This window comes from Pedobacter duraquae (assembly GCF_004362245.1).
Classification (GTDB): domain Bacteria; phylum Bacteroidota; class Bacteroidia; order Sphingobacteriales; family Sphingobacteriaceae; genus Pedobacter; species Pedobacter duraquae.
Window position 1 is genome coordinate 90,142 of the sequence record NZ_SNWM01000002.1, and the last position, 22,344, is coordinate 112,485.

Genomic DNA, 22,344 nt, shown 5'->3' on the forward strand with positions numbered 1-22,344 from the left:
AAACACCAAGCTACTTTCCAGGTCAATTCCTCCGCGATTTTTTCGGATCTGGTCGAACAAGGTGCGGCGCAGGTAGTCATCAGGTTGCCAACAGGTCAACTTCAGGTTTCAGACCTATTTTCGATTTGATTTCCTAATTTTTTTCGTGTACTTCTCATCCGTAAAACCTTTAAGAATTCCGAGTGTGCGCTCATACATCAAACTTACAACAAGTTCTCTGTTAAATGCAAATGATGGCCGCAAGTCGTATCTAATTGGCCGGAAGTAAAGAAAAATAGCCATACAGACTTATTAGCGACATATAGTTGATCGGTTATACGGACAACGATATACCGTTGTCTGCCGATGCCAGATCAACAAAAATGGAATCAACACAAACATAAAATACATCATATTACACTGCCATATAGCAGATTCTATTTTTTACCAACATTACTCCGTCAAAAGATGGAACACTGGCAGGAGTTTTGGATAAACTTAACATCTCCTTCCTATGATCAAAAAAACACTAAAATAACTGACAATTAAATAGTTGTTCGTACATTACTGTGCCATAATCATAAGTTAAAACCATGCGCAGAGCCGCTGCATTTATCATTTTTTTGACATTATCTTTTAACGTGTCGAAATCCCAGCCGCATAAAGCTGGTGATATTCAGTTTTTACAAACCAGGCTGTCAGATAAGCTCACAGATACAACACGATTCACCCTGTTACAGCAAATTAGCAGGCACTACCTTTTACAATTCCGGAACAAGGGGATTGATAGTGCCAAAATATTTTTAGTAAGGGCAACAAATATTCTGGACAAACATCCCGGTTACCGGGGTAAATACAAGATTGACAACCTCCTATTATGGTCAGAGTTAGCCAACAAACAAAAAAACATACTACTCACCAAAAAATTGCTCAGGGAAGCGATCGAGCTTGAAAAGCTGCATGGTGACTTAAGGAACGAAGCCAGACTTTGGGAGCAACTCGGTCTTTCTATGTCATGGGAGGAAAGCTGGGCCCCTTATATCGCTGAAATGACCACCGCCTTTGGAAATGCTTACACCCTATATCGTAAAACGGGAAATATTGACAAGCAATTTGAGATGCGCTATAGACTTAGCACAGTAATGCAGTCTCATGGATATATCGATGATGCCGATAAGGCTTGTTTAACACTCCTTTCGGAATATAAAAATGTTTCCGCATCATATCTTCCCGACGCCTACCTCCTGCTTTCCTCTTCTAATCGCTACAAGGGCAACTTCAATAAATCATTATTCTATTCTCTGAAGGGCCTTGCGGCGATGAAACAAATCGGCGACAGCAGTCATGCCAGTAAGGTATATGGCGAACTTGCCCAGGTTTACCAGGAGTTGGGTCAACCAGCAAAGAGCATCGTCTGGTATAGAAAAACATTAGCCCTACGGGAGAAAATGGATTTGCCACAACGGTACTTGTTCAGGACTGCGGGATTTTTGGCCCATGAGCTGATTTTAGAAAAACAACCGCAGCAAGCACTCCAAGAGATTCTTGCTCTTGAACACCGCAATAAACCAGAAACACAGTTTGATATAGCCACACTTTCGCAAATTAAGGCATACTGTTACGAAGCCATGGGCAACGCCAAGCTTGCTGAATACCATTATCGGAATATGCTCCGGCTGGCAGATAACAAAACCATAGCGGAGTTTATCATCTTTGGCAAATATGATCTGGCCAACTTTTATGTTAATCAACAACGCTATAAGGATGCAGCGCCTTTTCTACCCGTATTGTTAAACACGCCAGCATCGGCATCCCGGGAAAAGGATATCCAGTTGCTTGCCTTCAAAGTTGACTCTGCCGCTGGCCAATATTTTAAAGCAATTCAACATATCAGGCGTTACGAACAATTAAAAGACTCCATTTTTAGCAGCACGAAAAGTAAACAGATTGAGGAACTTCAGATTCAATATGAAACCGCAAAGAACGAGCAGTCTATTAAATCTCTGAAAAAAGACAGCCTTCTCAATGTATCCAGGGTTAAAGAGGCAAACAACATCCGCAATATGACTTCTCTGGGCCTCCTTGTGCTTGCGCTCTTCCTCACCCTGCTTTACCTTAGTTACCGGGCAAAGCAACGAAACAACAAAGAGATCAATAAAAAGAACCTTTGGCTAAATCAGCTGGTAGACGAGAAAGAATGGCTGATCAAAGAGGTCCACCACAGGGTTAAAAACAACCTGCAGATTGTAATGGGACTCTTGCAGCGTCAGTCTGCCTATATCGACAACGAGAAAGCACTGGTGGCGATACAGAATAGCGAGCATAGGATGCAGTCTATTGCATTGATTCATCAGAAGCTTTATCAGAGTGAATCAATGGCACTGATTAACATGCCTGAATATATCGATGAACTGGTAACCTACCTCAAAGATAGCTTCGACATAGGAAGCAGGATCCATTTTTATAAGGAAATTGAAAACTTCAGCCTTGATGTTCAGCATGCTGTTCCGCTTGGCCTGATCCTGAACGAGGCGATTACAAATGCGATTAAATATGCGTTTGACAAAACTGAAGAAGGGAACATCTATATCGCTATATTTTCTGAGGATGATGAAAATTTCGTGCTCCAGATCAGGGATGATGGCCATGGGTTTCCTGACAACTTCAGCCTTAAGACAGTTAACTCACTTGGCATGAACCTAATGCGCGGCCTAAGTAAGCAGTTGGGTGGGAAGTTAGAAATTCACTCACAATCAGGTGCCGTAGTGCATATCAGGTTTAAAAAAAATAAACTTATTTCCACAAAAAATAACAAACAAAAAGAGCGCTATGCCTAAAAAAATATTGATCGTAGAAGATGAGTTCATTATTGCTGACACACTGAGCAATATGCTCCAAAAAGCAGGATACCGTATTTGTGGAATTGCTGATACGGTAGTTGAGGCCATGGAATTAATTGATACCACGACTCCTGATTTTGTGTTGATAGATATTTACCTGATTGGTAAGCTAACGGGTATCGACCTGGCTAATAGTCTTACAGAAATGGATATTCCATTTATATATATATCTGCCAATTCGAATCAGAAGATTCTGGAAGCAGCGAAGAAAACCAACCCCTATGGTTTCGTTGTTAAACCATTTAGGGAAAAGGATGTGTTGATTGCGCTCGACATCGCAATTTACCGCCGGGGAAACAACCTCGAAAACGGACTTAGGCAACAAGCCATTCTACAGAAAAAAGCTGCTCAGATTATTTATTCCGAAGCAGATTGGAAAGCGAAGATCATTGCTATGGGCAAGGCTATCCAGCCCTATATCCCCTATGAGTTTATGAGTGTAGGTGTTGCAGCAAAAGCAGGATTGGATTATAATGATTTTAGCTTCTTGCGAATCGGTTTTGAAGAGTATCAGGTAATAGGCCCCAAGGAGCTTTCGGTAATCTCAAACCTGAAGCTGGAAGAACTCTCTAAACTTAATCAGACTGATCAGGCCGAAATGATCGCTACCTGGTATGAGCATGAGGAATTTGATGAATTGTTACGGCTTAGTGGCATCAAACGCCTTATCGCGAAAACTTTTGAAATGAATGCACATCTTGTGATGCCGCTTAAGCTCCGGGATGGAAATATCTTCAATATATGTTTTTACAGCAAAAGAAAAGACGCCTACAGTGCCGATCACCTGGTACTGTGCAACCGCTATCAGGAGCTGTTAACAGCTTTTGCAGAACATCTGCTTGATTCAGGCAACAACCCTTTGGCCGTTAACAGGCCTAAGGCACAAAGCACACTACCTGGCTACATGTCACAACCGTTTAATGCCAACCTCTTTGAAGGCATCATTGGTAACAGTCATCTGTTACTTAATGTGTTCGACAATGTAATCCAGGTAGCCCCGGCAGACTCATCTGTCTTGATCCTGGGAGAAAGTGGTACCGGAAAAGAAAAAATTGCTGAGCGGATTCATTTTCTATCTCCGCGTAAAAGTCGCCCTTTTATAAAGGTCAACTGTGCAGCGCTCCCAACAAATCTAATTGACTCAGAACTCTTCGGTCACGAAAAAGGTTCCTTTACCGGTGCTTACGACCGTAAGATTGGGAAGTTTGAACAAGCACATACCGGCACAATCTTTCTGGATGAGATCGGCGAAATCCCACTGGAGATTCAGGTTAAATTACTGAGGGTACTTCAGGAAAAGGAAATTGAACGCATTGGCGGCAGGATAACGATCAAGACCGATGTACGGATTGTTGCTGCTACAAATAGGAATCTGGAAAAAGAAGTTGCCGAAGGGCGGTTCAGACTTGACCTGTACTACCGCCTTAATGTTTTCCCGATTATCATGCCACCCTTGCGCGACCGTAAAGAAGATATTCCTGCGCTGGCGGCTCACTTTTTGGAGCATTACAGCAAAAAAACGGGTAAGTTTATCCGTCCGTTATCAACCAGGGTTCTGGATGCACTGGCGGGGCACGACTGGCCCGGAAATATTCGTGAGCTCGAAAATTTGATCGAAAGAAATATCCTGCTGGCAAAAGATGATGAAATTCATCATGTAATCTTGCCCAACGTTCAGATAGGCCCTCCTGCAGTAGTCCATACGCCGCCACCAGTGGTCACCATGCTGGAGAACGAAAGGCAGCACATCCTGGCTGCACTAAAGAAATGCAATGGAAAGATCTGGGGTGAAGGCGGCGCAGCCGAAATCCTCAATCTGCCGCCAACCACACTCAACTCTAAGATGAAGCGGCTGGGTATTAAAAAAGAATTCTCTAACATGTGATAGCAGCACAACGAAATACGGTAGTCTCAGCGTTAAGACTCAGCGAGATAACGTAATTACATCAATGGCACAATAAATCAAATAACTAATAATCAATAAATTAACTATTTGGCCTATGGGTTGACTCTGTTGGATTAATTAATCCTCAATCCAACATGAAAGAAATAGCTGCTAAAACAATTGTATTTATAACGGGCGCTTTTGTCCACAGTAATTGCTGGGATAGCTGGCGACGTTATTTTGCAGAAAAAGGATATCACACGATTGTCCCACCATGGCCCCACAAAGAACAGAGTGCCGAGAAGTTACGCCTTGGACACCCTGCAAGCAGCATTGCGAAGGTGAGGCTTGGTGAGCTTGTCGAATTTTATGCAAAGATTGTAGGAGAACTTCCAGAGAAGCCAATCCTCATTGGTCACTCTATGGGTGGACTAATCACACAATTACTCTTACAGCGTAACCTTGCCGACGCGGGGATAGCTATCCATTCACTACAGCCGCAGGGCGTATTCACATTCAAATTTTCTTTCTATAAAGCCGGCTGGGGGCCCCTGGGATTTTTCACCTCCACAAAGAAGACCTACCTGATGTCGTTTGGCGAATGGCAATATGCCTTCACCAATGGCATGTCTTATGAGGAGCAGCGTGACGCTTATTACCGATGCGTAATCCCGGAATCAAAGCTTGTTGTGCGCGATGCGATCACGAGTGTAGCTAAGGTAGACTTTTCCAAACCACATGCGCCCCTGTTATTTATCGCCGGCAGTACTGACAGGTTCATCCCCCCCTCCCTGAACTACACAAACTATAAGCGCTATAGTGACATCTCCTCAATAACTGCATACAAAGAATTTGACGGAAGAAACCATTTTGTACTCGGCCAACCTACCTGGGAATCAGACGCTGATTACATCGCCAGCTGGCTCGAAAACTTATAACAAATAAACAGACCATGTATAAAAAATTGATCATCTTTCCAATTCTTTTGGTATTTCTGCTGGCTTCCGCACAAAAAAAAGCAGATCTAATCATCATCAACGGCAAAATAGCAACGCTGGTAAAACCCGGTGAATTTGCTCAGGCGGTAGCAATAAAGGATGGCATCATCCAAGAAACGGGAGCCAATACTGCTATTCTTAATACCTATAAATCCGGAACCACCAAAATAATAGATGCCGGGGGCAGAACGATAATTCCCGGGCTGAACGATAGCCATATTCACATTATCCGTGAGGGACTACATTTTAACACAGAGCTTCGCTGGGACGGCGTTAAAACGCTCAAACGCGCCATGGAGATGCTAAAGGAACAAGCAGCAAAAACTCCTGAGGGTATCTGGATAAAAGTTATAGGTGGATGGAATGAATTTCAATTTGCTGAAAAAAGGCAACCGACTATAGCGGAGATCAACGAGGCGGTTCCCGACAAACCCGTTTTCATCACCTATCTCTATGGCAAGGCTTTTCTAAATAAAAAAGGTATTGAAGTACTGGGTTACACGAAGGATACGCATTATCAGGGAAGCCTATTGGAGCAGGATACACGCGGAAATCTTACAGGCCTGATGTATGCAAAGGAAACCCCTAAGGCGATCTATACTACCCTCGGACTTACCACTGTGCTCAACAATGAAGAACGTGCCAATAGCACCTTGCAATTTTACAGGGAACTAAATAGCTTCGGGATCACCAGTGCAATAGACGCCGCCGGGGGCGGTCAGAACTACGATGCTGATTACGCCGTGGCAAGTCAGCTTGCTAAAGCCGGCAAATTGAATATCAGGACCTCATATTACCTGTTTGCTCAGAAAAAAGGAACAGAACTGCAGGATTATGAGCGCTGGATCAAACAAACATCGCCAAATAACAATGACCATATGCTCAGCGCACATGGCTATTCTATGGAAGGTGCCGGGGAAAACCTTGTTGCCTCTGCAGCAGACTTCGAGAACTTCCTGGAGCCCAGAATTGTACTGTCCGACAGCATGGAAACCGATCTGGAGCCGATCATCAGGTTGTTGGTAAAAAACAGATGGCCTTTCAGGCTCCACGCTACCTATGGCGAGTCTATCAACAGGATGTTAAATGTATTCGAGAAAGTAAATACCGAGATCCCCTTTGATGGGCTTAGGTGGTTCTTTGACCATGCAGAAACAATAACCGATGAACAGTTGGGAAGGGTAAAGAAACTGGGAGGTGGCATTGCAGTACAATTCAGGATGTATTTCCAGGGCGAACTCTATCAAAAGATGTATGGGCAACCCGATACACAAATCCCTCCTATTAAAAAAATGCTGGCAATGGGCATCCCTGTAGGCATGGGCACAGATGCAACCAGGATCTCAACCTATAACCCCTGGATGGCGCTGCATTGGTTAATAACCGGGAAGACTATAGGCGGCATGCAATTCTGGCCGCGCGACCAGGTACTTGACCGTTTTACGGCATTGCAGCTATATACTTCGGGGAGCGCCTGGTTTTCCGGTGAAGAAGAAGTGAAGGGAAAGATTGAAAAGGGCATGTATGCAGACCTAAGCATATTATCTGACGATTACTTCAGCGCAACGACAGAAAAAGTGAAAACCATCACTTCAGTACTTACAATCGTTAACGGCAAGATTGTGTATGCTTCAGGAACTTATAAAGCTGCTGATCCGGTAACGCCGGCAGTAATCCCATCCTGGTCGCCCGTAAAACATTTTGGTGGTTATCAACACTAGATCGTATTAAACAAAAATAAACCCTTAGACATGAAACTTAAATATTTGATTGCTTTCGTCATCCTGACAGGCATTGGGCGTACTGCCGCGCAGGCGCAACTTCCACCGCAGGTTCCGATCTGGGACGCCAATACGGTAACATTGACACTAAAAAAAGTGGCTGATGATACCTATGCGATTTTACCCTCTACTGTTGACGAACAGACATCCAAAGGTATACCACAAGCTACCACCGGCGGTTTTGTTGTAGGAAGTCGTGGTGTATTGATGATTGAAGTTATGCTTACTAAACGACTCTTTGACCAGCAGATAAAACTAATCCGGTCCGTAACCGATAAACCTATTTTATATGCGGTGAATACCAGCGACCATGGTGATCATTGCTTTGGCAATTATTTATTGCCGGCTGGCACAAGCATCATCCAGAATGAGTTTGCTAAAGATAACCTTTCGAAAAACTATGACGGTATCAAAACATTTATGGTCGGCTTATTCGGCACTGGCAGAGGAATCGAGAACACCGTTTTTCGACCGGCAGACATTGTGATCCCAAAAAACAGCAGCATGAAAGTCGACCTTGGAGATGGTAAAGTAATAGAACTTCAAAATGTGGGTACGGCACAGTCGCCTGCCGACTTGTTCGTTTGGATGCCTAACCAAAAGATTTTCTGGGCTGGCAATCCCTTCATTGCTGAAAGTCCGGCTATCCCATGGCTATTCGACGGATACTTTTTAGAGCCCGCAGCCAATCTTAGACGGGTTTACGACTTCCTACCGGATGATGCCATTGTTATTCCCGGACACGGCCGGATTACCAATAAAGCCGGCATAAAATATACCATCGACTATGTAGCGGAGCTTAAGAGGCAAGTCGAAGCTGCCGTTGATAAAGGCCTGAGTCTGGATCAAACCAAAGCCACTGTAACGATGAAGAATTTCGACCAGGGCTATGTCTTGTTCAACTGGCTCCATTACAATTTTAACTTACCTAATGCCTATAAAGACATCAGGGCCAACAAGAAATAAACAACCATTAATTCAAATCTAAAATAATAAAATCATGAAAATCACAACTACAATGAAACGGCTGTTTTTTACGCTGTTATGCACAGCAACACTCAGCAATGTTTTCGCAGCGGTTGCCCCGGGTAATCCGCCATCAAATTTTAAGCATCAGTATGCTATAGTTAACAAAGTTAAGATCCACTATGTAATTGGTGGCAAAGGGGAACCTTTATTGCTGATACATGGCTTTGGCCAAAATTGGTACATGTGGAATAGGCTCCTGCCAGAGTTATCAAAACATTATACTGTGATCGCGCCCGATATGCGTGGTGTTGGTGAATCAGATAAACCCGCTGGCGGATACGACAAAAAGAATATGGCCGTTGACATGCACGAACTGACGAAGAAATTAGGCTTTCAGCACGTCAATGTTGTTGGGCATGATATCGGGCTGATGGTTGCTTACGCTTATGCGGCCCAGTTTCCTGGAGACGTAAAGAAACTTGCCTTACTGGATGCGCTATTACCGGGTATAGAACCCGTTTGGAGCCAGGTAAAATCGCAAGCCTGGTGGTTCGGATTTTTCGCGCAGCCACATGCCGGAGAATTGGTTTCTGGTAAAGTGGGTCTGTTCCTGACCGATTTTTGGCCAGTAGTGGGATTTCAAAAAAATGCTTTCACCCTAGCAGAGCGTAACGAATTTATTCGTGCGTATTCAGTACCCGGGGCAACAACAGGAGCATTTCACTGGTTCGGCTATTTTAATCAGGATGCGAAGGATAATGTTGAATTCGCTAAGCATAAAATTACTATGCCAGTACTGACAATGGGCTCAGACCATTTTGCTGGGCCTTTTCTGGCAACACACGCCAGGTTAGTGGCTACTAATGTACAAGAATCGGTAATCAAAGATTCAGGACACTGGATAGTACAGGAAAACACACCACAGGTACAAAAGGACCTTTTGGCATTTTTACAAAAGTAACTGAGCAAAACAGATTATGTTACATGGTAAACATACTGCAGCATTTGCGGTATGCTTACCATGTCTTTTTTTCCCTTATATTTAATCGGTAGATTCAAAGAGACCAAATAAAATTTAAAATTATGGACTTACAATTAACAGATAAAAAAGCCTTGGTAAGCGGGTCAACTGCTGGAATAGGCTATAGCATTGCACTTCAACTTGCAAAAGAAGGGGCTGAAGTTATCGTGAATGGCCGTACGTCAGAACGCGTTGATAAAGCCGTGGAGCAGATCAAAAACGAAAGTGGGAATGACAAGATTACTGGCATAACCGCTGATTTTACCAGTGCTGATTCCATCAAAGGCCTGATTGGACAACTGCCACAGGTAGATATCCTGATCAATAATGTTGCTATTTTTGAGCCTAAGGCTTTTACTGATATTACTGACGAAGATTGGTTACGTTTTTATGAGGTGAATGTACTGAGTGGAATCCGCCTGGCAAGGGCCTACTTCCCACAGATGTTAACAAATGGATGGGGACGCATCATTTTTATATCGAGCGAGTCTGCTGTGCAGATACCAGAAGAAATGATCCATTATGGGATGACCAAAACTGCGCAGCTAGCGATAGCCCGCGGCTTGGCAGAACTGACCAAGGGCACAGCGGTTACAGTGAATTCTGTGCTGCCAGGGCCAACCTTATCTGAAGGTGTAGGCGGCTTCATTGAAAATCTGGCTAAAGATCAAAACAAGTCGACCGCAGAAGTAGAAGCGGATTTCTTTAAAACCACCCGTCCTACATCCATCATCCAGCGTTTTCTGGCTACAGACGAAGTAGCAAACATAGTTACTTATCTGGCAAGTCCACTGGCCTCAGCCACAAATGGTGCCTCTATCAGGGTTGAAGGGGGATTATTGAAAGGAATACTTTAGTTGAAAGAATAAAAGTATATTATAATTGCCCGGGTAAAGGTTAGAATTTGTAGGTGATAGTAGCTCCACTCATCAGAATATCTTTACCCGGTCCAACCTCCATCAGGTAGTCGCCACTTTTGAACCAGGTGAACTCCGCCCGCAGATAAAGCGAATTAGTTGGGTTATATTCCAGGTTGGTACCTAATTGACCTCCAATATACCTTGATAACGTATTTTTGCCTGAATATAATAACCTGGTATTTACCGCATAAATCCCATCACTGGTTTGCATCCGCCAAAACACGTCGTAATCTTCGATCAGGGTAAGTTTTTTGCTTAAGGATATCTGAAGGTAGGGATGAATATCGAAAAGGTTTGCTGGACCTATAAGCGCTGCTAAGCCAAAATACCCGCCTTTAGGGAACAATGGATTGAAAGTATTCAGTTTGCCGTCTCCATAACGCCGGTCACCACTGATAGCTTCTGTTTTGAGCCCCAGTTGTGGTGAAAGATAAAAGTCATTGAAGGTATAAGCCACATTTGAAGAAAGTGTCCATGCAGCAATTTTATTCTGACCGAAATGCCCAAACTGGTAAACACCCTCGATATCGTACTGCCACTGCCGATTGGTATTCCAGGTTCTCAAGCCTACAGAATGACGTAATTCGCCAGCTGCACCATCATCGAACACTGCCTTGCGCTTTTTGATTCCCAGGTAATACAAATCAATATTTTTCAGCAATGGAAATTTCTTTACAGTAGCATACGTACCCCAGAACCGTGTGTCTGCGGTAATCCGATCATCAAATATACCTGCCCGCGCCTGAACATAATTTGTGTAAAAACCTTCGACCCGAAGCCGCGCTGTACTGTAAGTCATTTTGCCGCCGTCAAATGCCTGCCTGTTATTGGGAGCTTCCCTGAGCGAGACCAGGCGTTGTGAACCATAGGAAAGCTCTTGCCGGCCTATTCTAAAGGTGAGCAAAGATACTTTGCCAATTGGCTGCGTAAAATCAATAAAGGCCTGATGTAAGTCTAATGGATTTTGATTGACCGGCGATGGAGATTCGAGTTCCCCGTTGCTCATGCTGCTTTGGAGCTGAACAAAAGTCCTGAAAGACTTACCTAAATGAAGATCAGCATGGAACAGCGTTCTCGCAAGGACAAAGCCATCACGATCAGGCAAGGATTCGCCCCAATCCTGATCCTTATAATGAAAATACTGGTTACGTACTTCACCGCCAAAACTGATATAATTGAGCTTATCAATCGATAAAGGATGGAACTTAAACCGGTGGTACCAGCTGCTGTCTGCCAATCTTCCAAATGTGCTATAATCCTCGTCGGAACGCATCGACTTAAATACGATCTGCTGCGCTGAGGCTAACACAGGCAATACTGTAAGCAACAGTAATAACTTTAATTTCATGACTTGTGATTTTTCTGCAAATCACCAAGCGGCATGCCATGCACATAATCAATTGGATAACTGAAACTTATGGGGTATCGCCCGATCAACTACTACTACATATCGGGGATTAATAAAATGGCACAACGAAATACGGTAGTCTCAGCATCAAGACCCAATGTTATTATTTTTCCAATATCATGGTAATGCCTTGCCCGCCTGCAGCGCATACAGAGATCAAACCTTTTCCACTCCCTTTTTGATTTAAAAGCTTGGCCATTGTGGCAATAATTCTACCACCAGTAGCTGCAAATGGATGTGCCGCAGCGAGGCTGCTACCTTTGACGTTGAGTTTATTGCGGTCAATTTTGCCCAAAGCATCAAGCCCAAAGGTTGCACTGAGTGCGTCACTTTCCCAAATCTTCAGGGTCGTTAATACCTGTGCCGCAAAAGCCTCATGAATCTCATAGAAATCAAAATCCTGAAGTTTATATCCTGCACGTTTTAACATCCTGTTTACCGCAAAAACTGGTGAAAGCAACAAGTTCTCCTTATGTTCGATATATTCGATCGCAGCGGTTTCCATAAAAGTAATATAGGCAAGGACAGGAAGATTGTGCGCCGCCGCCCATTCCTCAGAAGCAATCAGCACCGAAGAAGCGCCATCCGTTAAAGGAGTTGAGTTCCCGGCAGTGAGGGTTCCACTTACCTTATCAAAAGCGGGTTTGAGTTTAGCGAGCTTTTCCAGGGTAGTATCGCGTCTCAGATTGTTATCTACCGCCAACCCTTTAAAAGGAGTTACCATATCCTCAAAAAAACCTTCATCATAAGCTTTCGCCAGACGCTGATGGCTGCTTAGTGCGAGCTCATCCTGATCCTGCCTGCTGATCCCATAATACTTTGCCGTCAGCTCCGTATGCCCACCCATAGACAGGCCAGTAAAGGTATCATCTATGCCGGGAACACCCGGTTTGAAATCCTTCAATTTCAACTTAAGAAATGTTTTAATTCTAGAACCCAGTGTTTTTGCACGACTTGCTTCAAGCAGCACATTACGCAAGTGTTCAGAAGCAACTATTGGTACGTTACTTGTAGAATCGACACCGCAGGCTATTCCCGCTTCGATTTGTCCCAATGCAATTTTATTGGCAATATAAACCGCAGCCTCTATTCCTGTAGCGCAGGCCTGTTGCAGATCAACTCCTGGTGTAGCTGGATCGAGTTTGGTCTTTAAAATACAGTCTCTTATTAAACTACTTTCCCGCGTGTGTTTGATAACGGCTCCGCCTGCAACTTCGCCCAAACGCTGTCCCTTCAGGCTGTATCTTTCTATCAGCCCGTTTAGTGCTGCAACCAGCATGTCACTATTGTCTGCATCGGTATAGTTTGTATTAATTCGTGCGAATGGAATCCTATTGTATCCCACCACTGCTACTTTTCTGATCTTAGTTTCACCAGCCATATTAAATAAATAAGAAGTATGTTTAAGCACAGAATAAATATACCGATTAGTTTATTTCAAAACCTAAATCTTATGCAATAGCTGTGTCAATTAAAGGCGGTATTAATCATTATAATTCACGAGTTTCACATCTTTTTCTTTCCTCAATAGATCTGACAACCACTTCTGGTGTCCCGCTCCTGCTACGATAATAGCTCTTTTTGCTCCTTGCTGCCTGATTTGGGTGATTGCGTTACTTGCCATGCCTTCATTGCGGAGCATCCAATATTTCAACATTTCCTTAACCAGATCATCAGGATAAGCTTTTGAAAAACCAAGCATCGATGGGCCGCCATAAAAATTTTCGAGATCGTGGTAGCGTCCACTGGTCTCTGTATTGAGCAATGCGTACCCCGTTAACCCGCTTTTGGCAGCCTCAGCTTCCAATGCCTTGTAGGTGCTATCAATCCTTTTCTTGACCCTCCCCTCTTCAGATTTAGGGTCAAGCTTTGCAATTCTTGGGATATAAGGATACACACGGGCTACCATATCCCAGGCTTTAGACCATTCCAGATCATATGTCTGGCAATCCATAGCATATAGCACGTCTAAATTTTGCTTTTTTAGCATGGGAAAGATGATGGTCGTATATTCGCTGGTTTCACGGAACAATCCAATCTTTTTTAAAGAATCAGTAGTGCCCAGATGCGTATTGTAATAACTCAGCTCCTCCTTGCCGAAAAAAGGTTTATAGTATTTTTCCAGAAGGAATACCTGATAGGCGGCATTTGCAAAATCATAATTTCTAATGTACTGAAGGGCCAGGTCAATACGTATTTTGTGAAAATTGGCCGATTTTTTTAATGCCATTTCGGCTTTCTTAACATCCTTTGCATTGTATTTTAAACCGGGATTCCTTTGATCAATATAAGCAATTATTTTGTCGCTATAAGTCCTTCTATAACTGTCTGGCGACAATTTCATATAGTCGCCACGCAACACATATTCACCGGCAACAAAATCGGGGTTAAATGCCAGAAGTCTGGCCTGGACTTTTTGATATTCCAGGGAATCCTTAGCAGGGTTGTCGTGTGATGTACCCAAAACCATAATCTCAATTTGCTGTTGCGCAAAAGTTGCTTGACATGCTGCTAGCAGTACGCTGATTACGAAGAAAATGCGAAGTCTTTTCATATTGCTGTTTTTATTTCTAATCTCAGCAAGTAGCATTCAGTAATCAACAAAATTATACCTACAGGTTATTTTGTTATCCCAACCCGTCAGAGTTCCAAATAAAAAAACGGGTCACATCTTAGAAGCTCAGATAAGTTTCGAAAAACGGCAGGAGAAAATTCAAGACACGTCCATCATCAGACATGATTTTACTGCCATGATCTCCAGGATACTCCCGGGCAGAAAATGATACATCGAAAGCTTCCAACTGACTGGCAAATGACCGTGCCGTGAGCGGAATATGCTTAAACTGGTCATTGGATCCCCAGTCAAAAGCCAGCCCCCTGAGGTTTCTTAGTGCCGAAGCATGTGTGGGCAGTAACGCAGCAGGCGTATTCGCATTCCATAACGTTAAGACATGATCATCAACAGAGAGTGAGTCGGTACTTTTGATGTACGGCAAATCACAATAAAAGGGTGGTTTTTTAGGATTAGGTGAAAATGCACGTCCCAATGCCACGGCAAGCATAGCATTGAAGTCGCCAGATAATTGTTTTGCATCAGACATATTCAGAATAGACGACACAGAACCCATGTTCAGCATCCATTCACTATTAGCCGCCAGCAGTGCCGGACTCATTGCGTAAACAGCACTAAACCGATCAGGGTATAACATTGCGATCTTTAACGCACCATGCCCTCCCATAGAATGTCCGGCGAGGCCCCGGCTGTTTTTATTTTTAATCGTACTGTAGTTGGCATCAATAAAGTTTACCAGGTCCTCTGCTACAAAAGCTGACCAGTTGCCATTCACATTAGAATTAGTATAGAAAGATCCTTTATACAATGTATTAGCGTCTGGTGCCACAAGGATGAACGGGCGGATCTTCTGCTGAGCAATTGCTCTATCCAACAGTTGAGCCATGCCATCCGAGGCAAAGACTAAACTATCACTCCAGGTAAAACCATGCAGATAATAGATGACAGGGTATTTTTTCTTCGCACTGTAGTCGGCAGGCAGATATATCGTAACCCTACGTCTTGGATTTTCGTTACCCTTATTTTGCTGCAGAGATTTGGCGTTTAGATATACAGTTTTCACGGTTCCCTGAGGAATAGCTTGCGCAGAAGCGATGCTATTAAAAACCAGGATAAATATTGAAAGGATGATGGTCTTTTTCACTGTTTTGATAATTGGAGTAGGTGAAAATACAGATAAGTATCAATTATTTCAATTTCATTCAACGACTCAATATGCCTGCTCGTCTAATAGCGCAAACAATTCTGTAAACACTTGCTATCTTAGTATGAGATTCCTAAACCAATAACAAAAACTCATGGTTGACGTATTAATTATCCTACTCATTATTATATTAAATGGCTACTTTTCTCTCGCAGAACTCGCCTTGGTTTCTGTAACGACCGAAGAGTTAACAGAAGGCAACTTAGCTCAGAATACCAATGCGATTCGCACGCTCAAGCTCATTAAGAATCCCGAAGAATTTCTGAGTGCCGTGCAGGTAGGTACCACATTGTTGGGCCTCATAGAAGGAATTTATGGTGGCAGTGTTGTGGCGGCAGGCCTGGAACATTGGCTTAGTGGCTGGGGCGTTCCATTATATTTTGCGCATACGGGGTCATTGATCCTCGGAATCGGTTCCATCACCTATCTCACTATAGTTTTTGGTGAGCTTGTCCCTAAATCAATTGCCCTGCAGTTTCCGTTAAAGGTGTCCCTGATCATAGCGCCGTCCCTAGTGATCTTTTCAAAAATTGCCTATCCTTTTATTAAACTACTAACCTACAGTACACACAAAATCCTTGAGCTATTGGCCATAAAAACTCCTGAACATAAAAAGATATCAGAGAACGACCTGAAAAAGATGCTTGGTACAGCGTATAACCAAGGACTATTGGAGAAAAAACAATTTTGGATGCATGAAAATGTGATTGCCTTCAAAAACCGAACTGCTTTCAGTATTATGAAACCGGCACGCATCACCCTTACACTTTCTTCAGCTTGGTCAACAGCGCAGGTAAAATCATTAATCAGCAAGAAGCCCTACGCCTACTTTCCAGTTATCAGTGAAGATCCACATACGGTAACAGGCATTTTAAAGACAAAGACTTTTCTACTATCCAACGACGACGATTGGCATGACAGTATTATGGATAGCTATGAAATTGACTCCAGTTTACCCGTCAGAGATATCTTCACCCATTTCAAAGAAATGAATAAAGATTTCAGCATCGTTGTTGATGCGCATCAAAAGTTTATCGGCATACTCACGATGCAGGATATCATGGAGGCGATTTTCGGTGACCTTCCTGAGCTTGAGGATTATGGAAAATATGTTAAGCAGAGGTCTGAAAAGGTATGGGTTGCTGAAGAATTTATTCATTTGCAACGGTTGAGAACTACGCTTTCGCTCGACTGGATTCGCCCATACGAAGCCATATACCTTAGTGTTGGTGAACTGTTAAGGGGAGAAATGAAAAGTTCGCCTATATTGGAAATTAATGGTGTCAAATTCCAGTGGTCAACTGAGCCAGCACATGAATCGCAGGTTGTTATCACATTGCCTTAACATTATTTTTCGACAAGCCCCGGGGTTTTATAAAAACTACAGCCATAACAGCCCCAGTTAGTGCCAGGATACACGAAATACGCATCACCATTTGATAAGCGTGAATAAATCCGTCTTTATTTGCACGAATTATCCTTGAGCGTATTTCTGGATTTACTGACTCAGGCACTTTCGCATCACCCAGGTTTTTGGCCTCCGCTATAATTCCTATGCGCTGTGATTCCGTTAGGGGCAGATTTGCCAGGTCTTTTTTCAGCACACCTACGAAAAACAGTACTGCCAGCGCACCAAAAATAGCATTTGCGAAGACACTAGCGATCCTCGTCATGGCATTGTTGACACCTGACGCTGTACCCGACAGCTCTTCATGTACAGCGCCCATTACCGCCGTGGTTAATGGAGCAACAGTGAACGACATTCCTAATCCCAGGACAAGAACTCCTGGGAAAAATGTACTCCAGTAGGCTGCCGGCCCTGCAGTTTGGGCTACCAACGACAATAGTAGCATTCCCAGGCCAGCTACTGCCGGGCCAGCGATGAGGAACCACCGTGGACCGTATTTATCGGCAAGCTTGCCAGCAAAACGCGCAATCAATACCATAAGAACGGTAAATGGCAAAAAGGTAAAGCCTGATTGCAGCTGACTATAACCTTGTACCTGCACAAGGTTTAAAGAAAGAAATAACATCCCGGCACCCAGGCCGGCATAGAGAAAAAATGTAAGCAGGTTGGCTCCGCTAAAAATGGAATTCCTGAATAAGGAGAGCGGCATCATGGGATTTTCGTGCCTGGATTCAATCCTGATGAATAGGATCAGTAAGGCAAATCCAGCAACTAGCATACCCAATGTCTGAAGATGCACTATCCCCAATACGGGAACCCTTAAAAATCCGAAAGTCAACATTGCAAGTGCCAGGGCAATGGTGAGGGCACCTCCAAAATCCAACCTGCCCCTAACCTGGCCATCAGCACTTTCTTTCACCTTCGTACTAAGCATCAATAATGTAACGAGGCCGATTGGCACGTTTATAAAGAAAATATATCTCCATAAGCCCGCATCTGCCAATGCGCCACCTAAAATTGGCCCGCCCATGGTAACGATTGTGGTAAATGCAGACCATGTCCCTATAGCCCTTCCACGTTCTTTTTCGGCTATTCCAGAGGAGATTAAAGAAAGACTCCCTGGGATCATCAGCGCCCCACCTATTCCCTGGAGGGCTCTAAAAATAACCAGCAGCGTAACGTGCTGAGCAAAACCACAGGCAGTAGAGCCCGCGATAAAGATCAGGATGCCAAGCATAAAAACTTTCTTGCGCCCATAGCGGTCGCCCATTGCTCCACCAATGAGGATCAGTGAGGCCAGAACCAACAGATAGGCGTTTAGGACCCAAAAAAGATCCATCGCCGAAGCATGGAGATCCAATTGCAAGGCGGGCAATACAACATTCAATGCGGTACCATCAATAAAGGCCATTGCCGAAGCCAGAATGGCCGATACCATAATCCATCTTCCCTCTACACTGCTTAACTTTACTGTAGCCATGGCAATTCTCGTTTGAACTAAAGTTACGTATAATATATGTTACATATTAAACTTATGATTAAGGCCTGCGTCAATACTGTATCTTTAGTTATCAACCCATTATTATGCGCCAAACACTTACCTCCGCCTTATTTAGAATACCACTCTTCGTCCTGTTGACTTCATTATCTACCAGTATAGTTAACGCACAGGACTTATCAAAGGGAATCAAAGCACCGTCAAATGTTAAGATCGATGGGAAGCTAACTGAATGGACAGCAGAAATGGAATACAGTAAAAGTACGATGCTTCATTATACGATGAGCAATGACGCGCAAAATATATACCTAGCACTTAAATGTACTGATCAACCTACCATCAATAAAATTCTTGCCAATGGTATCACTATCGTGCTGAATAAAGAGGCGAAAAAGAGGGAAAAAGACGCATTGGTACTTATGTATCCTGTTCCTAATCGTGCCGGTGGCAGAGGTGGCTTTGGTGGAGGCCGACCTGGAGCAGGCGCTCGTGGCGGAAACGGACCAGGAAATCGTCAGGCGGGCCAGGGTGGCACTGATACAACATCGCTGATTACGGCACATAAAAGAGCTATTGTTGCCATGAAAGAATTCAGGATTACTGGTGTAAAGTCCATCGCTGACACAACGGTATCAATATATAATACCTATGGATTAAAAACCGTGATCAATATTGACGACAAAGCAAACCTCGTTTATGAGCTTTCAATTCCGCTATCACTTTTAGATTTATCGGCCTCACAACAAACAGATCTCGCATTTAACGTTAAAGTAAACGGTATAGACTTAGCTGGTATGGGCATGGTTGATGGTAACGTAGTTGTAGAAGGGTTTGGAAGAGCTGGCGGCGGCGGTGGTGGTGGTGGCCCCGTTATTTCTGTTGTTCGTGGCGGGACAGATATGATGTCCGCAACAGATTTCTGGGGCAAATACAAACTGATTAAATAACTCGCAACATACCTACCCATCCTTTTAGACCGACCCCATGAAACAAACGCTACTTTGCTTGTTATTTTTCTGTTTTTCTGCTGCCTTTGCGCAGACAGCCCCTCCAAGAACAAATGTGGTAAAACCTCCTTTGGCACTACGTGAAGTAAGTGGAATTGTTAAAGACAGCACGGACAATGCTGTAAGTGGGGCAACAGTTAAGCTTAAGAGCGCGACCGACAGCCTGATTACTACAACGAATTCTGATGGGATTTTTGTTTTCAAAAATGTAAAATCGGCAACTTTTGTGATGTCGGTCAGCAGTGTTGGTTTCCGTCCCCTGGTTAAACGGTTATTGAATAACGACGTACTTCCAAGACTTGTCCTTGATCCCCTTGTGTTAAACTCCAGCAGTAAAGAATTAGACGAGGTGGTGATCAATGGTGCCGCCAGCATTACCTATAAAACAGATACCGTAGAATATAAGGCCAGTGATTACAAGGTAAGGCCGAATGCCACTGTTGATGAGCTGCTCAAAAAAATGGAAGGCATGGAAGTGGGTACTGACGGCTCTGTTACCCATCAGGGGCAAGCGATTACCAAGGCAAAATTAAATGGAAAAGAATATGCTGGTGGAGATCTGGCGCAGGCTATACAAAGCCTGGGAGCAGATATTGTAGACAAGATTCAGGTAGTAGATGACTACGGGGACCAGGCGGCGAGAACAGGAATTAAAGATGGTGATCCGCAAAAAGTTTTAAATATTACAACGAAAGCTGATCGATCTGTGGGCAACACGGCCAGGATTAGTGCCGGTGCGGGAAATGATGGTAGGTACGAAAGTCGTGTAGCCCTGGCACGTACGAACGGTAATCAGGTGATCTCAGTGATTGGTAACTTCAACAATACGGTGAATGGAGTGGCATCAACGGGTATTGCCGGGGGCTCGGCTGGTGGAAACAATGCAGTATCAACAGGTAATTCTGGCGGTGGCGGCGGTGGCAGTGGAGGGACAACAACCAGCAACAATCCAAGTATAAGCTACCGGGATCAATGGGGTAAAAAAATTCAGGTCAATATGAATTACCGCTATAATTCCCGTCATGTAAATTCTACTAATATCAGTGATGGTGAACGATACAGCACACTAGGTACAACGTTTTTTAAGAGCAACAGGGCATCACAAAATAATAGTGATTCACATAATTTCAGTTTCGAACTGGAATACAACATTGACAGTGCCAACTTCCTGAGAGTGACGCCGAGTTTCAGCTATTCTGGAAGCGTTTCAGAAAATAACTCCACGAACTATCAAACAGGTTTGATTCACCAGGATATTCTTGGATCAACAAGCAGTCACAACACAAATCCAAACTATGGTGGGATTGTTTTTTATCAGCACATTTTCAAGAAACCACGCAGAAACTTTTCCATTCAGGTGAACTACAATACTGCTGATCAGGAACAGGAAAACACCCAGAACAATCATATCATTTATTATCAGGATGCTTCCAGTAATGTGCTTAAGGATTCCCTGGTAAACAGATATATCACGCGAAGCAATTTGACCAAGAATCTGCGTACCAGCATGACTTACGTAGAGCCGCTTAGTCAGAGTTCACAATTGGAATTCAACACACAGATGAACTATCGTGGTTATGATAACGAAGCGCTAACAAATAACATAGATGTTGCCGGCCGACCGGTCGTAATTGATTCACTCAGCAACATTTTTAATTATTCTTTTACTGAGGTCAGGATAGCAGCAAATTATAGATTTACCAAACCAAAATACAATTTCTCTCTAGGGTTAACTGCGGTACCAACCCTTCTTGAAGGCACTAAGGTGACAGGTGGAAATATAGACACCAGGCGGACTAACTTCAACCTGATTCCAATTGCCAGATTTCAATACGCTTGGTCGCGCCAGCAACGCGTTTCCATAAATTATTCTGGAAGCCCTACCGAACCATCGTTCAATCAGATCCAGCCGGTACGTGACGAGTCCAATCCCCAAAATCCTGTGGTGGGTAATCCGAACCTGAAGCCCGCTTTCAGACACAATATAGCTGCGCAGTACAATAACTATATTGCCAATTCCAAGTTGAATCTTTCGGCAAATGTGAACACCAGTATCATCAGCAACCAGATTGTGACGAATACTGTCCAGATCAAAGACAACCTGAATACCTTTAAAAATGAAACACGGTTTGTAAATTTAAGTGGCATATATACAGTCAATGGAAACTACAATATTGCCAAACAGCTTGCCGACCGCAAATACAATCTTTCATTGATTGGGAATGTTACCTATGGACATGGCATTTCCATGAGTAACAACGAGGAAAACGTAACTACTACCTGGCGCTTCAATGAGCGTTTTGGTCCAAGAATTAATCCAAACGAGTCTATTGAGGTCAATCCTTTTGTTGCTTACGATGTAGCCCGTACATTGTATACATTACCAAGATCAACCAACACCAATGTGCGTACGCTATCAATGAACATTGATGGCAAGTTTTATTTCCTAGAAGACAAGACCTTTACCGTTGGCTATAATGCCAGCAAAAATTACGTAAAAGGAATATCAAACAATCTGAGTCGAAATCCATTGGTTATCAATGCATTTATAGAAAAAAACTTCCTGAAGAAAAGGAACTTAACTGTTAACTTACAAGTGTTTGATATCCTGAAACAAAATAATTTCGTTAATCAGGTAACTACAGAAAATTCAGTAACCAATACGCTGACAAACGCTTTGAGTCGTTACTTTATGCTGAGCGTGCGTACTAACCTACAAAAGTGGACTGGCTCTCCGAGGCGGAATGGTCAGGAGTTACGCAGACGCGGTGACGGAAGTTTTATTCAATAAAAC

At 43.5% G+C, this 22,344-nt stretch carries 15 protein-coding genes; 10 read left to right on the top strand and 5 right to left on the bottom strand.

Annotated features, from left to right (window positions below):
• The first annotated feature begins 572 nt into the window (after positions 1-572).
• The 7 genes from CLV32_RS06495 to CLV32_RS06525 all read left to right on the top strand — a co-directional run bounded on the left by CLV32_RS06495 (position 573) and on the right by CLV32_RS06525 (position 10,390).
• Complete coding sequence (locus CLV32_RS06495) at positions 573-2,816, top strand: tetratricopeptide repeat-containing sensor histidine kinase (RefSeq protein WP_133553695.1); 2,244 nt, start codon at positions 573-575, stop codon at positions 2,814-2,816.
• Positions 2,809-4,764 (top strand): sigma 54-interacting transcriptional regulator, encoded by a 1,956-nt coding sequence (locus tag CLV32_RS06500; protein ID WP_133553697.1) that lies wholly within the window; start codon positions 2,809-2,811, stop codon positions 4,762-4,764. Before CLV32_RS06495 ends, CLV32_RS06500 begins: the two co-directional genes overlap by 8 nt.
• Before the next feature lie 155 nt (positions 4,765-4,919).
• Positions 4,920-5,702, top strand: a complete 783-nt coding sequence (locus CLV32_RS06505; protein WP_133553699.1) for an alpha/beta hydrolase — start codon at positions 4,920-4,922, stop codon at positions 5,700-5,702.
• 14 nt (positions 5,703-5,716) lie between these two features.
• Positions 5,717-7,483 (top strand): amidohydrolase, encoded by a 1,767-nt coding sequence (locus CLV32_RS06510; RefSeq protein WP_133553701.1) that lies wholly within the window; start codon positions 5,717-5,719, stop codon positions 7,481-7,483.
• A gap of 30 nt (positions 7,484-7,513) precedes the next feature.
• Entirely contained in the window at positions 7,514-8,509 is a 996-nt protein-coding gene (locus tag CLV32_RS06515; RefSeq protein WP_133553702.1) for an MBL fold metallo-hydrolase, read from the top strand.
• A gap of 34 nt (positions 8,510-8,543) precedes the next feature.
• Positions 8,544-9,473 (top strand): alpha/beta fold hydrolase, encoded by a 930-nt coding sequence (locus tag CLV32_RS06520; protein WP_208110965.1) that lies wholly within the window; start codon positions 8,544-8,546, stop codon positions 9,471-9,473.
• 122 nt (positions 9,474-9,595) lie between these two features.
• The gene (locus tag CLV32_RS06525; protein WP_133553704.1) at positions 9,596-10,390 is read left to right on the top strand and encodes an SDR family NAD(P)-dependent oxidoreductase; all 795 of its coding nucleotides are present in this window, start codon (positions 9,596-9,598) and stop codon (positions 10,388-10,390) included.
• A gap of 40 nt (positions 10,391-10,430) precedes the next feature.
• Here CLV32_RS06525 and CLV32_RS06530 read toward each other — a convergent pair whose 3' ends face one another.
• The 4 genes from CLV32_RS06530 to CLV32_RS06545 all read right to left on the bottom strand — a co-directional run bounded on the left by CLV32_RS06530 (position 10,431) and on the right by CLV32_RS06545 (position 15,577).
• Entirely contained in the window at positions 10,431-11,801 is a 1,371-nt protein-coding gene (locus CLV32_RS06530; RefSeq protein WP_133553706.1) for an alginate export family protein, read from the bottom strand.
• Between the two features lie 163 nt (positions 11,802-11,964).
• Positions 11,965-13,242: an acetyl-CoA C-acetyltransferase gene (locus CLV32_RS06535; protein WP_133553708.1), complete on the bottom strand. Its 1,278-nt coding sequence runs from the start codon at positions 13,240-13,242 to the stop codon at positions 11,965-11,967.
• A gap of 102 nt (positions 13,243-13,344) precedes the next feature.
• Complete coding sequence (locus tag CLV32_RS06540) at positions 13,345-14,415, bottom strand: DUF5694 domain-containing protein (protein WP_133553710.1); 1,071 nt, start codon at positions 14,413-14,415, stop codon at positions 13,345-13,347.
• Positions 14,416-14,533: 118 nt separating this feature from the next.
• Positions 14,534-15,577, bottom strand: a complete 1,044-nt coding sequence (locus CLV32_RS06545; RefSeq protein ID WP_166641901.1) for an alpha/beta hydrolase — start codon at positions 15,575-15,577, stop codon at positions 14,534-14,536.
• Positions 15,578-15,731: 154 nt separating this feature from the next.
• Between CLV32_RS06545 and CLV32_RS06550 the strand changes: the two genes are divergently transcribed.
• Positions 15,732-16,982: a hemolysin family protein gene (locus CLV32_RS06550; protein ID WP_133553714.1), complete on the top strand. Its 1,251-nt coding sequence runs from the start codon at positions 15,732-15,734 to the stop codon at positions 16,980-16,982.
• Here CLV32_RS06550 and CLV32_RS06555 read toward each other — a convergent pair.
• Entirely contained in the window at positions 16,969-18,525 is a 1,557-nt protein-coding gene (locus CLV32_RS06555; RefSeq protein WP_133553716.1) for an MFS transporter, read from the bottom strand. The genes CLV32_RS06550 and CLV32_RS06555 overlap by 14 nt on opposite strands.
• A gap of 104 nt (positions 18,526-18,629) precedes the next feature.
• Between CLV32_RS06555 and CLV32_RS06560 the strand changes: the two genes are divergently transcribed.
• Together CLV32_RS06560 and CLV32_RS06565 are read left to right on the top strand one after the other, a co-directional pair.
• The gene (locus CLV32_RS06560) at positions 18,630-19,490 is read left to right on the top strand and encodes a hypothetical protein (RefSeq protein ID WP_133553718.1); all 861 of its coding nucleotides are present in this window, start codon (positions 18,630-18,632) and stop codon (positions 19,488-19,490) included.
• Positions 19,491-19,527: 37 nt separating this feature from the next.
• Entirely contained in the window at positions 19,528-22,341 is a 2,814-nt protein-coding gene (locus CLV32_RS06565) for an outer membrane beta-barrel protein (protein WP_133553720.1), read from the top strand.
• The last annotated feature ends 3 nt before the right edge of the window (positions 22,342-22,344 follow it).